The organism is Leptolyngbya sp. CALU 1928 (assembly GCF_056784215.1).
Map to the genome: position 1 here is coordinate 61,684 of NZ_JBXBCE010000002.1, position 15,030 is coordinate 76,713.

At 47.6% G+C, this 15,030-nt stretch carries 13 protein-coding genes; 6 read left to right on the plus strand and 7 right to left on the minus strand.

What is annotated here, in order from left to right; translation table 11 throughout:
* The first annotated feature begins 106 nt into the window (after nucleotides 1–106).
* Nucleotides 107–919: a 3',5'-cyclic-AMP phosphodiesterase gene (gene cpdA, locus AC1S5B_RS15880; RefSeq protein WP_482036679.1), complete on the plus strand. Its 813-nt coding sequence runs from the start codon at nucleotides 107–109 to the stop codon at nucleotides 917–919.
* 35 nt (nucleotides 920–954) lie between these two features.
* The gene (locus AC1S5B_RS15885) at nucleotides 955–1,425 is read left to right on the plus strand and encodes a CYTH domain-containing protein (protein ID WP_482036680.1); all 471 of its coding nucleotides are present in this window, start codon (nucleotides 955–957) and stop codon (nucleotides 1,423–1,425) included.
* Nucleotides 1,426–1,511: 86 nt separating this feature from the next.
* Here the strand turns inward: AC1S5B_RS15885 and AC1S5B_RS15890 are convergent, their stop codons facing one another.
* The 4 genes from AC1S5B_RS15890 to AC1S5B_RS15905 all read right to left on the minus strand — a co-directional run bounded on the left by AC1S5B_RS15890 (nucleotide 1,512) and on the right by AC1S5B_RS15905 (nucleotide 5,104).
* The gene (locus AC1S5B_RS15890; RefSeq protein ID WP_171572984.1) at nucleotides 1,512–1,754 is read right to left on the minus strand and encodes a NifU family protein; all 243 of its coding nucleotides are present in this window, start codon (nucleotides 1,752–1,754) and stop codon (nucleotides 1,512–1,514) included.
* Between the two features lie 55 nt (nucleotides 1,755–1,809).
* Nucleotides 1,810–2,466 (minus strand): DUF3386 domain-containing protein, encoded by a 657-nt coding sequence (locus AC1S5B_RS15895; RefSeq protein WP_482036681.1) that lies wholly within the window; start codon nucleotides 2,464–2,466, stop codon nucleotides 1,810–1,812.
* A 128-nt stretch (nucleotides 2,467–2,594) separates the two neighbouring features.
* Nucleotides 2,595–4,436 carry a hypothetical protein gene (locus AC1S5B_RS15900; RefSeq protein ID WP_482036682.1) on the minus strand — a complete coding sequence of 614 codons (1,842 nt, stop codon included), beginning with the start codon at nucleotides 4,434–4,436 and terminating at the stop codon, nucleotides 2,595–2,597.
* Between the two features lie 215 nt (nucleotides 4,437–4,651).
* Nucleotides 4,652–5,104 (minus strand): Fur family transcriptional regulator, encoded by a 453-nt coding sequence (locus AC1S5B_RS15905; protein WP_482036683.1) that lies wholly within the window; start codon nucleotides 5,102–5,104, stop codon nucleotides 4,652–4,654.
* A 215-nt stretch (nucleotides 5,105–5,319) separates the two neighbouring features.
* Here AC1S5B_RS15905 and AC1S5B_RS15910 point away from each other — a divergent pair, with 215 nt between their 5' ends.
* The 3 genes from AC1S5B_RS15910 (at nucleotide 5,320) to AC1S5B_RS15920 (ending at nucleotide 12,155) form a co-directional block, all read left to right on the plus strand.
* The gene (locus tag AC1S5B_RS15910; protein WP_482036684.1) at nucleotides 5,320–5,937 is read left to right on the plus strand and encodes a thylakoid membrane photosystem I accumulation factor; all 618 of its coding nucleotides are present in this window, start codon (nucleotides 5,320–5,322) and stop codon (nucleotides 5,935–5,937) included.
* A gap of 178 nt (nucleotides 5,938–6,115) precedes the next feature.
* Complete coding sequence (locus tag AC1S5B_RS15915; protein WP_482036685.1) at nucleotides 6,116–6,724, plus strand: hypothetical protein; 609 nt, start codon at nucleotides 6,116–6,118, stop codon at nucleotides 6,722–6,724.
* A gap of 316 nt (nucleotides 6,725–7,040) precedes the next feature.
* Nucleotides 7,041–12,155 carry an ATP-binding protein gene (locus AC1S5B_RS15920; RefSeq protein ID WP_482036686.1) on the plus strand — a complete coding sequence of 1,705 codons (5,115 nt, stop codon included), beginning with the start codon at nucleotides 7,041–7,043 and terminating at the stop codon, nucleotides 12,153–12,155.
* A 217-nt stretch (nucleotides 12,156–12,372) separates the two neighbouring features.
* Here the strand turns inward: AC1S5B_RS15920 and AC1S5B_RS15925 are convergent, their stop codons facing one another.
* From AC1S5B_RS15925 to AC1S5B_RS15935, 3 genes are all read right to left on the minus strand, one after another.
* A complete protein-coding gene (locus tag AC1S5B_RS15925; RefSeq protein ID WP_482036687.1) occupies nucleotides 12,373–12,555 on the minus strand; it encodes a CsbD family protein in 183 nt (60 codons plus the stop codon).
* A gap of 251 nt (nucleotides 12,556–12,806) precedes the next feature.
* On the minus strand, nucleotides 12,807–13,463 hold the full coding sequence (locus tag AC1S5B_RS15930) for a hypothetical protein (protein WP_482036688.1): 657 nt from the start codon (nucleotides 13,461–13,463) through the stop codon (nucleotides 12,807–12,809).
* A 258-nt stretch (nucleotides 13,464–13,721) separates the two neighbouring features.
* Nucleotides 13,722–14,393 carry a cytochrome b N-terminal domain-containing protein gene (locus tag AC1S5B_RS15935; protein WP_482036689.1) on the minus strand — a complete coding sequence of 224 codons (672 nt, stop codon included), beginning with the start codon at nucleotides 14,391–14,393 and terminating at the stop codon, nucleotides 13,722–13,724.
* Nucleotides 14,394–14,524: 131 nt separating this feature from the next.
* Here AC1S5B_RS15935 and AC1S5B_RS15940 point away from each other — a divergent pair, with 131 nt between their 5' ends.
* On the plus strand, nucleotides 14,525–14,980 hold the full coding sequence (locus AC1S5B_RS15940) for an NUDIX hydrolase (protein ID WP_482036690.1): 456 nt from the start codon (nucleotides 14,525–14,527) through the stop codon (nucleotides 14,978–14,980).
* Nucleotides 14,981–15,030: the final 50 nt, after the last annotated feature.

Sequence of the window (15,030 nt, forward strand, 5' to 3'; positions counted from 1 at the left end):
CTTTAGTCATACTACTTTATGCATAGAGTCCTCAGTCCTACTTTTCTCAGCCTAACGTGTTTTCCCAACTGGCTAAAATTATTGATTGCACCACTGGAATTTTTTTATGAGCGCGATCGCCGTCAAGCCCCCCTCATCCTTGCTAATTGCCCAAATTACAGACATTCATTTGTTTGCCGACGACCAAACAAAGTTGTTGGGTTTACACACTCTGGCATCGTTTCAAGCCGTGGTTGAGCAAGTCAAGGCTTTAACAAGACAACCCGACCTACTGCTTTTAACCGGTGATCTATCTCAGGATGGTACGGTAGAGTCCTATGAAGTGTTGCAAGAGATCGTGTCACCGCTGGCAATTCCAGCGTATTGGGTGCCTGGAAACCACGATTGCCCAAAGACGATGGCGCAGGTATTGACGCGATCGCCCATTTCCTCTCAAAAGTCTTTTTATGCGAATCATTGGAAGATTATTTTGTTAGATTCCAGCGTACCGGGCTGTGTTCATGGCGAACTCTCGCCCGAAAGCTTGGAATGGCTCGATCGAGAATTGAGTCAATCGGAGAATGTTTCTACCCTGATCGCCTTTCACCATCCGCCCTTTTTAAGCGGCTCCGACTGGATGAAAGATATTGGGCTGCGGAATGCGAACGAATTCTTTCGGGTCTGCGATCGCCATCCTCACGTTAAGCTCGTTTTGTTTGGGCACATCCACCAACACTTCAGTCGGCAGCGCAACCAAGTCCATTATTTGGGCACTCCCTCAACGTGCATTCAATTTAAGCCGAACAGCGTTGACTTCGCATTAGATGAAGAACAACCCGGTTTGCGGTTAGTTACGCTTTATGCCGATGGCACATGGGAAAGCCAAATTGAGCGGGTGGCTTATAGCTGCGATCTTGATTTGGCTGCGGCAGGCTATTAATAGAAAGGTAGTCCTGTTTATTAGAGTGATTTCCCATGCCAACTGAAATTGAGCGGAAGTTTTTAGTCAAGAATGATGATTGGCGATCGCTGGGAACAGGAACATTTTATTGCCAAGGGTACCTGCTCAGTTCTCCAGTTAAAACAGTGCGAGTGCGAATTGCAGGCGAACAGGCATATCTGACGATTAAAGGAGCCACAGCAGGAATTACCCGTGCAGAATATGAGTATGCAATTCCAGTAGATCAGGCTCAAGAGCTACTGCAAACTTTGTGCGAACCCCCGTTGATTGAAAAAACGCGCTATCGAGTGGAATGGGGCGGATTAGTCTGGGAGATTGATGAATTTAATGGAGAGAATCAGGGTTTGATTGTGGCAGAAGTTGAGCTTGCGGATGAACAGCAAGCGATCGCCCTACCCGCGTGGATTGGCGCAGAAGTCTCCCATGATCCCCGCTATTACAATGCCAATCTATCAAAACACCCTTACTCTCATTGGGCTAAGTAGATGCCAGACCGAAAGCAACAGCAAACTTACCTGGTGAAGGCGTAAAGCCCCCGTCTTTTAAGCGGGGGATATCAACTTTTTACTGCCTACATAACCTGTTCAATTTCAGCGATTTCGGGAATGAATTCGCGCAGGCGGCGTTCAATTCCCATTCTCAGCGTCATGGCAGAGCTAGGGCAAGAGCCGCAGGCACCTTGAAGCCGCAGTTTAACGACGGGACCATCAATTTCGACAAGTTCCACGTTGCCGCCGTCTGCCATGAGATAAGGGCGCAGTTCGTCTAAGACGGTTTCTACATTTTCAGTGTTTAGGGTCAGCGTTTCAGACATAATTCACCTTGGTTTGTTGTAAAGCTATCATTTCACTTGATCCTAACGCTACTTTCTAAGCGGCGTTGGGTAACAAAAGCTGGATGTTGGAAAAGAGAAACTCTTGGGTTGAGGTTTTGCCGTGAACATCGGTTTCCATGAAACGGCGATTCAAAATGAAGAAGCCACCGACTTGTTCATATTCATCTTCAAAGACTGTCTTGCCGCCTTTTTGTTCACCTGTTTTGGGGTCTTGATAAACAGAATCATAGCGATGAGGGAGATAGCCTTCGCCAGTATTATGGGTGCTAAACGTGTTGATGGTAATGACAACGCCGTGCATATGACGATGAACTAGGCTGACTTCGCCGTTATGAACTTCATAGCGATCGCCCTCAGATTTGCCACCCATCAAAATTTCGACCGCACCTGCTTCGTTTGCTTTGCCGTAAGCAAAGGTGTTTTTGCTGTGAGTATCTTCAAAGGAACGTCGTACCCGATGAATCGCAATTTCCCAAAGCTGCCCGTGAACTAGCTTTTTCGCTTGTTCATCTTCAATATCAAAGACTTCAGCCGTCAGGTCAGGATTCACCCGCACGGTGCCCTTAAATTCTTGATCATCTAGCTTCAGAGCCACATCAGCCGTGTAGCCAGGAAACGAAGGCTCCCAGGTATAACGATTTTCATAAGCGGCTTGAAATAGCTCCTGTGCCGATACTTGCGCTACAGTCATGTAGATTCTCCTTGGTTGGGTCTTTTATCCAGTTTAGAGACTTTTACTCAGGATATTAACTTGCTTATTGACTTCCTTCTTAAGATTATGTTCAACCGTAGTTAGGAAGGTTTGTCTGGCAACCCGTGCTACTGCTCTTCTGGAGAACGATCGCTTTCATTAAGGCTCCACTGTTGAACAAAAGTTTGCGCTGAATTGTACAGTGGGCGACCATCCCCAATCTTATTCGCAAGCTGAATCGCCTGAGTATACTGTTTTGCAGTTGCCAATTTTTGGGCTTGGTCTAGTATTGCTTGATCTTCAAGGTCGAGAAGACGTTGTTTCCAGTCAAAAACGGCAGCTTGGGCAGTGGGGCGCAGCGGTCTTCCTAGGGGCACTCGACTCGCGTGGGCGATCGCGGTGGTCAATGCCGGGGTTGTTCCCAGTGCCGCAAATTTTTCAGCCGCAATGATATTGGCGCGATCGCTCATTTGTTGAGTATCCTGCTGCCAAACCGAAATTAACGTTTGAGCATAAAGACGATGAGGGCGAGTAGGGGTAATTCCTTGAGCTATTTGAATGGCAAACGGCAGCACTGGAAGCGATCGCGCCTCTGAGACCAATTTAGCAAGCCGCAGTTGGGTTAAATCTTGTAGTCGGGCTTCTAAGGGTGAGATCGTGGGTTGCACTGCGCTATACAGTGGTTGACCGGGCTGAATCTGGCGCAACGTCGATAGGGTGCTGATTAGCTGCCAAAAGTTCTCCTCTGTAGGGATGGCGGCAGGCATTTGTCGGTTTAATTGAGTTGCCTGGTCAAATTCAATCAGGTTTTGTAAGTTGGGAGATAAAGATTGGACAGGAAGCCATTTTGCCTGAGCGATCGCCGCTGTCAAGTTGCCCTGCTCCAACTGCCGAGTTGCACTTTCGGTTAATGCCTTGCGCCAGCGAACTACTTCCTCTTCGGCATTGGCACGAGCATAGGTTTTAGGCGGTAACTGCTCCACTTGGGCGATTGCCGATCCCAATTTTCCCGCTGCTTTGACGAGATCGGTTCCGATGTCTGCCCGGATTGCTTGAAGCTGATTGTGGGATAGGCGCTCGGTCATGATGCGCTCTTGCATCCGAATGAATTGCTGCTGCCAATACTCATCTTGTTGGTTGGCAAACGGTAAAATCAGCGCTTCGGCTTTTTGCCACTCTTGTTGCTTTAAAGCACTCTCAATCGCAGCCTCTAGTGCGGTGCCTTTGATTTGGCTTTTTCGCCAGCGAGTTTCAGCTTGTTGAGCATTTTTATAAAACGGACTATTGGCAGGAACTTTACTCACTAAATAAATTGCCTGCTTTAAGTTATTTTGTCCTGCTTTTTGGTTGGCGATCGCCAGCGTATTTTTAGACCAGTCGCTCATGAGTCGCTTGGCAGGCTTTTCTAATGTGTGGTTATTTTGCCACGGTTCAATCAGTTTTAATCCAGCTACCAGCGCGCTTGCACTGCCCGATCTCACGGCTTGTTCTGCACAAAATAACCGCTCGGCATCAGATGAAAAAAACCATAGCTGCTGGCAATTAGGATTCGGCGGCACCTCCGTTAGCCACGCGATCGCTGCCACTCCGGTGCCGCCACAAAATGCCACCACTCCCAACCACACCAAAGGCGTTCCTAACGCTTTTGCTCCTTGCTTCAGCTTTAAGGTCACTTGAGCAAATAATTCCGCCGTTGTTTGCTTCTGTGTCTCGGCTTTTACAGACAAATCAAGGTCATCGACTGATGGCTCTACCTCTTTAGGGCTACTCGCATCTACTAGACTATTAGGCTCAGATTGAGTTGACTGGTTTGCTCCTTCTGAGATTTCCAGCCCGGCGGTTTGTGAGACGATTTCTATGGGAAGGGTGGCTTCTGGCTCAGTAGGCGGAACGGGAGAATGAGAGTCGGATGCAGCCTGATGCTCCGTCGCTAATTGGGGACGAAATCGGTCAATTGCCTTATGTGCCATGCCTTCAGCGCTTCCGTGTCAACAATTCAGTGCCGACTGCTATAAACAGCCTAACTGAGATAGGATGATCGCCTGATCAGTGGACTCATCCCCATTCCAGCTTGCCGCTATTGTATAGTCCCTAGCTTTTGTTTAAACATAGTTTAGATCGCAAATAGTGAAATTTTTCGCGATCGCACAGTCATGGTTAATCAAAGCATCGTCCTCGGGGTTGCTCAGCTATTGGCGGGGTCTGGGTTGCGGTAGCCAAAGAAATCAATGTGATAGTCCGTAATCCGAACGCCCGTTTGCTCTTCAATTTGCTTAAGAATATCGGCTGGCAAGACAATGTGAACATCTAGAATCTGGTTGGTATCTAAGCAGTTCACATGGCTATGAGAATCACTGATATTGCCATAGAGCCTGCCATCCGATCGCTCAATGCATTCGATAATATTTTGGCTAGAAAGCGCTTCTAGGTTTTGATAAACGGACGTATGCCCAATTTCTTTGCCTTGCAGATTTAGGCGATCGTAAATCTCTCTAGCAGACATATGTTCTTGGGCTTGCCACAGCAGTTCCAATATAAAACGACGCTGGCGACTCAAGCGCATCCCTAAATCCTGACAGCGATCTAGAGCATCATCAAGCGATCGAATTGGTTTTTGATTAATCGTGTTGTTTTTCATATCTAACCGCTTTTTTTCCAACCAAGCTTTCTGATGCGATGCGGCTATAGCTAGATACAATCTGTCTTAGGTGCTTTTACACATCATGCTTCCAAGTATAGTTCTAGTATAGCTAAAGTAAACTCGCTACAACTTTGGTTTAAGGCTGCGAGCTAAGCCATTTGCGTTTAGGGTTCACGCCTGTCCTTCGTTGCTTCACAATTAAAGAATAAAACATGAGTCTGAATGGTATGTGCTTCTTTGGGTTTCCTATTTTTTCTCGGCTGCGATCGCGGTGGTCTTGGCGTAAACTAAGCCTCTTTGCGATCAGCCTACTGATTTTGGTTAGTGGATTAGCGGTGTTGAATATGCCGATGGCGATCGCAGGGTTGAACGACGATCGCTATGACGGTGATATTTTCACCCTGTATGCAGGAAATGGCGCTCTTGTACCGCCTAAAGTTACCTTAGAGCAAGCTTTAGAGCGAAAACGCCCAATCATACTAGTCTTTTACATAGACGATAATAGTGATAGCAAACAATATTCCACTATTGTCTCCCAACTGCAAGCCTTCTATGGTCGGGTATCCGACATTATTGCCTTACGAGTGGATGCCATTCCGACCCAAAAAGACTACGCCAAAACCGAAGCAGGATATTACTACAGTGGAGTAGTGCCGCAAACCGTTCTGTTTGATGAAACAGGTAAAGTTGTTTTCAATCAGAAAGGCAGCGTTCCCTATGAACAATTAGATGATGTGTTGCGTAAAGTGTTTAAGCTGTTGCCTCGCTCCGAATCGTCTGAGCTAAAACGCCAGCCTGTTAATGAGATCAACACCGAGTTAGTTCAGTAGGATGGAATGATTGTTCTGATGCGACGATCGCGCTCCATACTGAAGCGCACAATCTAAAAAAATCGAAGAAGGTGTGAGAAAGTAGCCGAAATATCTGAATAAATATAGCAGAACTCGTATTACTTAAACGAATGCTTCTTCTCAAGTAAACTTTTGCCCTTCGTTCGGTAGGTTGCTGATGTCCCAGATCCATAGCACCGCAGACCTGATCAAAATCTTGGCAGATGAACGGCAAGCTTGCATGGCTGGAAAACGCCTAAATTTAGCGGTGAGTCCATCAGGCAGCCCCTTTATCGATAAGTTCTTGCAAGCAGAAGGACTCCAACGATTTACTGCCTACCGCAACTTTCGCGCCACTGTTCATGATTATCAGCGACAACATAAAATTTCAGGGATTGTCTGGCAAACGTTAACCCTAAAAGGACACCATTTGCACTTTCCCAAGGTTGATGAGCAACTGGCAGCGCTCCCAGAAGACTTGGAATTATTGAGAGCGGCAAAGACTCAGTTATTTGAGTTTTGGTATGGAGTTACGCAGGGGATGGATTTATATCTCAGCCTGAATGGGGGTAAAGCTTATCGGCTGGTGGCGCGGGAGGATGGCGATCGCATTATGCAACGCACTGAGTGGGCAAGCTTAAGCCAGCAAGGAAACCCTAGTCAGCTTGAGGTTATTTTGCAATTAGGCTGGGGCAATCCAGAAGACGCGACTTACCGTCATGGTTTTCCAGAATCTGGCAGTGAGTATATCCACGCAGTCAATCCGGGTAATCAGCCGTTTATTTGAGCCAAGTGAACTCAGAATTGTCAACAGTTTAGGCTGCTTATCATAGCGGCACCTCTTCTCCAAACAATATTCTCTCGCTATGCCCCGTTTTGCACTCTGACTTCACCCAAAAGGTAGAGCATTGAGGCTGTCTAAAAGTAGATAATTACGGGTAGAAAATACTGTGTTCTCATTAGGATTCTCAATCCATCTTGCTTAGGGATGGGATGGGTAATGATCTAACCTCGTTGCTACATCGTTGTAGAACGTTGCTGAAAACACAAAATTTTGCCACGCTATTTGTTGTAATGCTTCTTAGCCATGGAGCCGATCGCCGATGATGGATGCACAGGACAGAATGCGATCGCACTCTTCAGCAGAACCAATCGGCAACGACATAACCCCATTTAAGACAATCCGATGTCTTGACGGCGGCGGCGAAATGGGTGCCCTAATGCGATCGTTTGATTGGTCATCCACTCCGCTAGGATCGCCAGAGCAATGGCAGCGGAGTTTGAAGACTGCGGTGCGGATCATGCTAACGTCTCGTCAGGCAATGTTTGTCTGGTGGGGAAAGGAACTGATTAATCTTTACAACGACGCTTACCGAGATATTGTTGGAGGCAAACATCCGAAGGCTTTGGGGCAACCTGCCTCAGCCGTGTGGCATGAGATTTGGGAGCAAGTTGGACCGCGAGCAGAATCCGCCATTCTCCACAATGAAGGCACCTATGACGAAGCTTTATTGTTAATCATGGAGCGAAACGGCTATCTAGAGGAAACCTACTACACGTTTTCCTACAGTCCAATTCCCGATGATCAGGGTAGTCCGGGGGGAATTATCTGCGCTAATACAGACGACACTGAGCGTATTGTGGGCGGGCGGCAATTAGCGCTACTGCGAGAACTCGCCGCCAAAACGTCTGATGCTCGCACCTTTGACCAAGCTTGTACTAGCAGCATTCAATGTCTGCAAACAAACCTATATGACCTGCCCTTTGCCATGATTTATCTGCTTGATACCGATCAGCAGCAGATTGTTTTGGCTGGAACCAGTGGGATTGATTATAGACACGCCGCCGTTCCTGGAATCGTTGACCTTAACGCTGATTCGGTTTGGTCATTGGCAGAAGTCCTCACAACACAGAAGACGGTTTTGATTTCTGATTTGACATCACTGGATGATTTGCCAACAGGTGCTTGGGATCGTTCTCCCCATCAAGCCGTGGTTCTGCCAATTTTACCGTCTGGACGAACCGGAAAGGCTGGAGTATTGGTTGTTGGGTTGAACCCATTTCGCCTCTTCAACGATGAATATCAAGGATTTATTGATCTGGTTGCCGCTCAAATTACCTCTAGTATTGCCAACGCTACCGCCTATGAAGAAGAACGTCGTCGGGCGGAAGCCTTGACAGAACTCGATCGCGCCAAAACCACTTTTTTTAGCAACGTTTCCCACGAGTTTCGCACGCCATTAACGCTGATGCTCGGTCCGCTGGAAGAGATGCTTGCCACCACTGCCCCCAAGTTGGACTCACAGGAACAAGACCAGCTAAAAATGATGCATCGCAATGGATTGCGCTTGCAAAAACTGGTGAATACCCTACTCGATTTTTCTCGGATGGAAGCAGGGCGATCGCAAGTCATCTATGCGCCTATAGATTTAGCCAGCTTGACGAGCGAGTTGGCGAGTATGTTTCGGTCGGCGATCGAACGCGCCGGAATCACCCTCCAAGTCACCTGTCCACCTCTGCCAGAATTGATTTATGTCGATCGCGATATGTGGGAGAAGATTGTGCTCAATCTGCTTTCCAACGCCTTTAAGTTCACGTTTGCAGGCGAAATTGAAGTCAAGCTAGACTGGCACACCGATCACGTTACCCTCCAAGTGCGCGATACCGGAACCGGCATCCCCGCCGCAGAGCTACCTCATTTATTTGAGCGGTTCCATCGCGTTGAAGGCGCACAAGGACGCAGCTACGAAGGCTCTGGCATTGGACTATCCCTCGTTCAAGATCTGGTCAAACTACATGGAGGCGCAATTTCAGTCACTAGCGTTGTGGATAGCGGCACCTGTTTCACCATTCGCATTCCCACCGGCAGCGCTCACCTATCCCCCGACCGCCTGAGCACCACTCCCGCCCTGACATCCCCATCCCTTGGTGTCACACCCTACGTGGAAGAAGCACTGCGTTGGCTACCAGACAATAATAATAGTTCTGAGTTCTTAGTTTTAAGTGCTCAGTTCAATCCCAATCCTACAACTCAAAATTCAACACTTACTGCTCACATTCTCCTAGCGGACGACAACGCTGATATGCGGGACTATGTGAAGGGGAGGCTCACTCCTCAATATCAAGTGACTACGGTTGCAGATGGCGCGGCTGCGTTGGCGATCGCCCGTGAGCAGCAGCCTGATTTAATCCTCAGCGATGTGATGATGCCCAATCTCAACGGGCTGGAGTTAGTGCAGCAATTACGCGCCGATCCGCTGACCAAGGAAGTGCCCATAATTCTTCTATCAGCGCGCGCAGGCGAAGAATCGCGGGTGGAAGGGCTGGCAGTCGGAGCCGATGATTATTTGGTGAAACCCTTCTCAGCACGGGAACTCCTGGCACGGGTGGAAGCAACCTTAAAACTCTCGCAAATTCGACGGGTCGCCGCAAATCGGGAACGCGAGCTACGGTTGATTAGCGAAACTGCCCAACAGGAGGCGGAACTAGCCTATGAGCGCGTCAGTCAAATTTTGGAAAGTATGACCGATGCCTTTGTGGCACTCGATCGCGATTGGCGCGTGATCTATCAAAATGCTGAAAGTGAGCGAATTGCTGGCAGACCCAGAGCAGAAACTTTGGGTATAAGCCACTGGGAAGTGTGGACAGCATCCGTTGGCACCAACTTAGAACGCCAATATCGACAGGCAATGGCAGAACAAGTTCCTGTGCATTTTGAACATCACTACTTTGATCCACCCAACTATGATACTTGGCTAGAAATCCATGCCTATCCATCGGCGCAAGGCTTAGGAATTTTCTACCGAGACATCACCGAAGCAAAACGAATTGAAGCGGAACGTCACCAGTCCGAGACTGCTCTGAAGCAAAGCGAGGAGCAGTTTCGTCAGCTTGCGAATGCCATGCCGCAAATTGTCTGGACAACTGATGCCGTGGGCGAACTGGAGTATGTGAGTGATCAATGGGTTCACTACACCGGGCTAACGCTAGAACAAACCCGCGATCGCGATCAGGTGACTCAGTTTATGCACCCAGATGATGTGCAAACAAACATAGAGCAATGGAAAATTGCCCTCGCCACTGAAACCCCTTATCAAGCCGAATTTCGGTTGCAACGAGCCTCCGATGGCATTTATCACTGGTATTTAGGGCGAGCAGTGCCCGTTAAAAATGAGCAGGGACAGGTGATTCAATGGTATGGAACCTCTACCGATATTCATACCCAAAAGATGATCGAACTTCAGCTTCAACAGGCAAACGATCGCTTTGAACTCGCCGCCAAGGCAGTTAGAGGGATGATTTATGACGTAGATATTCAAACTGGTTTTGTTGCTCGAACAGAAGGTTTAACCCGTATTCTAGGCTATTCGTTAACCGAAGCCGAACCGACCCTAGCTTGGTGGGATCAGCACATTCACCCCGATGATTTGCAGCAGTGTCGGACAGAAGGGCGGGCACAAAAGGAGCACAGCGATCGCTATCGGGTTGAATATCGCGTTCGTCATAAACAGGGACACTATGTACATATTTATGACCGGGGGTTGGTAGAACGTAATGCTGCCGGAGCGCCCATACGAATTGTAGGCAGTACGATTGATATCACTGAAGCAAAGGAAGCAGAAAAGGCGCTGCGGCAAAGCGAAGAACGATATCGATATTTGGTGGAGTCGATTCCGCAAATCATCTGGACTGCCGACCTAAACGGGACTCTGCTGGATGTAAATCAGCGGTGGCTAGATTTTACTGGGTTAACTCTCTCTCAAGTTCAAACGGCAGGCTGGCAGCTATTGATTCATCCAGATGATCTGGCAAGGCTCAGTGAATGCTGGCAGGAAGCTCAACAAAGCGGTGAACAATATCAAGCCGAAGGACGAATGCGACGGGCAAATGGAGAATATCGCTGGCATTTGCACCGGGCGATCGCTGCCAAAAACGAACTTGGGCAAGTGATTAAATGGTTTGGCACGGCAACTGATATCGATGATCAAAAACGACTGGAACATGAACGCGATCGCATTTTGCAGCAAGAACACGCGGCACGAGCAGAAGCCGAACATGCGAACCGAATGAAAGATGATTTTTTGGCAGTTTTGTCACATGAACTTCGCACTCCGCTGAATCCCATTTTGGGCTGGGCAAAACTCCTGCGGACTGGCAAGGTAGCCCCCGATAAGCACGCGGCAGCATTTGAAACCATTGAGCGCAACGCCAAACTCCAAACTCAACTGATCGAAGATTTACTCGATATTTCTCGCATTCTTCAAGGGAAGTTAGTGCTGTCGATCTATCCAGTTAATTTAACTTTTATGATTACTGCTGCTCAGGAAACAGTTCGCCTGAGCGCTGATGCAAAACGAATCAAAATTCAAACGTTTTTTGAGCCAAATGTTGGTAACGTTCCAGGCGATGCTGCCCGACTCCAACAGGTTGTTTGGAATCTACTTTCCAACGCCATTAAGTTTACACCTGAAGGGGGACAGATTAATATTCGCTTAACCCAAGCCTCTAACCATGCCACTATTCAAATTAGCGACACTGGCAAGGGCATTAGTCCAGAATTTCTTCCTTATGTGTTTGATTATTTTCGACAGGCAGACGGAGCCACAACTCGTAAATTTGGCGGATTGGGTTTGGGGCTGGCGATCGCACATCAAATTGTTGACCTACACCACGGCAAGATCTTTGTAGCCAGCCCTGGCGAAGGGCAAGGAGCCACTTTTACAGTGCAGCTTCCTTTACTTGATCAAAAAACCTCTACATCTGATGCAGATGATTCTAGTTTTACACTCACGTTCAAATCGCGATCGCTCACTGGATTAACAATATTAGTGGTTGATGACAATGCCGATTCACGTGACTTTACTACATTTGTTTTGCAGAAAGATGGAGCCACAGTGATCTCAGCCACCTCTGCGCTGGAGGCGATCGCGGCTCTACAGGAGTCGAAGATCGATATCCTGGTGAGCGATATTGGAATGCCAGAAATGGATGGCTATATGTTAATTCGTGCTATTCGATCTCAACTATCACCAGAAAACCAAATTCCAGCGATCGCGTTAACTGCCTATGCTGGAGAATTAGATCAGCAGCAGATTGCTGATGCAGGGTTTCAAAACCATGTTACAAAGCCAGTTGAACCGGAAAAGCTAATCAATGCGATCGTGCAGTTAGCGAACCAAAATAACTCAAATTGGAACAACCACCAATCCGGCACCTAAACAAGCCCGTATTGATATCTACAACGTGATTTTTTACTGTTCCTAACCCGCCAAACAATTGAGTGATTCGGCTTCACTGGGCACAACTCCGATGCTGCAAAAGCCCACACTGCCAACTTAATACTTTATTGCGCTTACTTTAAAATGAGTGAGCGTCTGCACTCCTAAAAATGCAAACGCTTCCTTAAATCCCTGTGGTTAAAGGAGATAACTAAGATTAATCAATCGCATCTTTGACGGTGTCTTTTGCCTTTTCAACCCCTTCACGAGCTTCGCCTTCAGTTTTCTTTGCTTTCCCTTTTGCTTCCGCTTCTCTATCTCCAGCAAGGTTTCCTGCGCCCTCTTGGACGGTGCCCTCAACCTTTTTAGCGGCTGCTTTTGCTTTATCTTCTAAAGACATGGTTTTTCTCCGATGTATAATTTTTTAATCTTGGGGATCAATTGAATAGGTGATTCACTTGATTAATCACACTGTAACGAAGCACTCATAAAGCCTCCTCTATCAGCAGAGATACTTTGCTACCAATGCGCCGAATCGGAACATAAAAGGTAGTTATTCTCAAACAAAAATATCGTTCGTTTCTTTGCCGAAGCTTAAAACGAACGATATCAATTCCAATATCAAGATGTTAATTCACGCGATCGCTAGGATTAGAGCGTATTGGTTGTGGAAACGCGAGGACGACGCGCACCCGCAGAAGCCCCCAACAGAGAAGCTACCAACCCCAATAGAGAACCTAAAGCAAACGACCAGCCAACTTTAGCTGCATTACCCGCAATATCTCGCGTTTGTTGAGCGGTCACATTGGGCGCATTGCCAGGGGTTGCGTTTGGAACATCAACACCGCCCTGTTGAACTTGATTAATAATTTCGCCAGCGTTGGAAGCTGCGACACCGAAAGCGCCGGAAACCCCGCTAGAAAGCAGCCAAGCGCTAATGGCTAGAGTTGTTGCCCACAAGATAGCTCCATTCAGCAATGCTGTATTTTTGTTCATTGCTCCACAGGAACGAGTCGTGACCCATCCCCCGACAAACAATGAAATGAATAAACTGATAATTGACCAAATACCCACAGCAGAGCCAACATCACCTGCATTAGAACGAGGCGCACCGGAACCTGAAAGTCCTGTCAATCCGATCGCGGCACCTATTGCACTCAATACTAGTTGGGTACTCAGCGCAATCACCAATCCGGCAAAAATTGGACCCCAACGAACGCGATCGTGATATTCAGCAGTGGCGATCGCCATGGGACGTTCAGCAACATAATCAATGGGTCGGTCAATAGGTCGGTCAGTATAGGACATGATTCTCTCTCCCAATAAATAATACAAACATGTTTAGGGCAAGTTCTTTAAAGAAGCACTAGAAGGTAGTCAGTGACACTTTTTTAGGCGCTTCAAAATGCTCTCTCAACTGTTTATACAGGAGAATATATGAAACTTTCTCTATCTGAAGGAGTGATAGTCTTTGATTGTTCGTCAATATTCTTCGAGAAACCCTACTGCTTCAGCAAAGGAAGGGATAGGAGCGGCAATTGAGTGGGAGTCAATCCCCAGATGGCGTTAAACAGGTACAACTGTGTTGCTGTCTGAATCGGGCGTTGGAAGCGTAGATTGAGGAACTACTTCTGAAGTAGATTGCTGAACCGCTAACTGAGCAATTTCTCGTTCTTGAAACACAAGCCCCGTTAAATGGACTACAGACAATACCAGCGCTCCTATGGATAAGACATAGCTATGCAATGCATACATATGACCGACTGCAATGGACCCGATCGCGCCGCCGCCCGTCAAGATATTGCGAATAATCGGTCCAGCGATCGGAATGGATTCAATGATGCCCAGTTCCACCCGCAAGCGCCAGAATCCAATTTGGGACCAGTCTAGCAGCATGGCAGTCCAGCCTAAGCCGATCGCCGCCAAAATGAACAAAATCCCACTAATCCAAGCGGTCAACCAACTGCGGCGAAAACGTTCACCCAAGAACATCACCACCATTTGAATCAACGCCACCACAATCACCAAATTACCTGCCAAATCGTGGACTCGGCGAATCAGCCAGCCAAAGGGCACATCAGTCGTTATTTTGCTCAAAGACTCAAATGCGCCCCCTGCTGTGGGCTGATAGTTGAATGCAAGCAAGCCTCCGGTAATGGCAGCTAGCAATGTTAGAGTCAAAACACTAACAGCCAAAATGGTGGAAGAGCGCCGCAATGCAAAGGAGGTACTTTTCATATGAGGGAGATGATTGCTGAGAAGTATGTGTATTTCTATTAAGCTTAATCTTAACGAACTATTAAGTTGTTTTGCGTAATCTATAAGCAGATTTAGCTAAATTTGTGAATCACTGGAGAGGTATCATCTACATGATCTCTGACGTTCAGACTGAACTAATTTCTGATCTTCCTAAGGTAGCGATCGCGATTCTGCATCAAGGTGGCAAGTTTTTGATGCAGCTACGAGACGATAATCCTGATATTTTGTACCCCGGACACTGGGGCTTTTTTGGCGGTCATTTAGAGCCTGGAGAAACTGCTGAAACGGGCGTGCAGCGCGAACTAATGGAAGAACTCAGCTATTGCCCGCCCAATCTAGCTCTGTTCGATTGCCATCAAGATACCTACGTGACTCGCTATGTCTACCATGGACAACTCGATAAAGCAGTGAGTGAACTGGTGTTAGGCGAAGGCATGGATTTGGAGTGGCTGACATCGGAAGACATTGAACGGGGCGATCGCTACTCTGCCAAGATCAAGCAAGTGCGCCCTTTAGGAAAACCTCATCGGGAGATTTTGCTTAACTTCATCAAAAGCGCGGGGTAGAGAGTACGGAGTTGGAAGTACGGAGTTGGAAGTACGGAGTTGGAAGTACG

Bases quoted from the DNA above. Each gene is read 5' to 3' on its own strand.
- cpdA (WP_482036679.1), top strand. From the start codon at position 107: ATGAGCGCGATCGCCGTCAAGCCCCCCTCATCCTTGCTAATTGCCCAA.
- AC1S5B_RS15885 (WP_482036680.1), top strand. From the start codon at position 955: ATGCCAACTGAAATTGAGCGGAAGTTTTTAGTCAAGAATGATGATTGG.
- AC1S5B_RS15890 (WP_171572984.1), bottom strand. From the start codon at position 1,754: ATGTCTGAAACGCTGACCCTAAACACTGAAAATGTAGAAACCGTCTTA.
- AC1S5B_RS15895 (WP_482036681.1), bottom strand. From the start codon at position 2,466: ATGACTGTAGCGCAAGTATCGGCACAGGAGCTATTTCAAGCCGCTTAT.
- AC1S5B_RS15900 (WP_482036682.1), bottom strand. From the start codon at position 4,436: ATGGCACATAAGGCAATTGACCGATTTCGTCCCCAATTAGCGACGGAG.
- AC1S5B_RS15905 (WP_482036683.1), bottom strand. From the start codon at position 5,104: ATGAAAAACAACACGATTAATCAAAAACCAATTCGATCGCTTGATGAT.
- AC1S5B_RS15910 (WP_482036684.1), top strand. From the start codon at position 5,320: ATGAGTCTGAATGGTATGTGCTTCTTTGGGTTTCCTATTTTTTCTCGG.
- AC1S5B_RS15915 (WP_482036685.1), top strand. From the start codon at position 6,116: ATGTCCCAGATCCATAGCACCGCAGACCTGATCAAAATCTTGGCAGAT.
- AC1S5B_RS15920 (WP_482036686.1), top strand. From the start codon at position 7,041: ATGATGGATGCACAGGACAGAATGCGATCGCACTCTTCAGCAGAACCA.
- AC1S5B_RS15925 (WP_482036687.1), bottom strand. From the start codon at position 12,555: ATGTCTTTAGAAGATAAAGCAAAAGCAGCCGCTAAAAAGGTTGAGGGC.
- AC1S5B_RS15930 (WP_482036688.1), bottom strand. From the start codon at position 13,463: ATGTCCTATACTGACCGACCTATTGACCGACCCATTGATTATGTTGCT.
- AC1S5B_RS15935 (WP_482036689.1), bottom strand. From the start codon at position 14,393: ATGAAAAGTACCTCCTTTGCATTGCGGCGCTCTTCCACCATTTTGGCT.
- AC1S5B_RS15940 (WP_482036690.1), top strand. From the start codon at position 14,525: ATGATCTCTGACGTTCAGACTGAACTAATTTCTGATCTTCCTAAGGTA.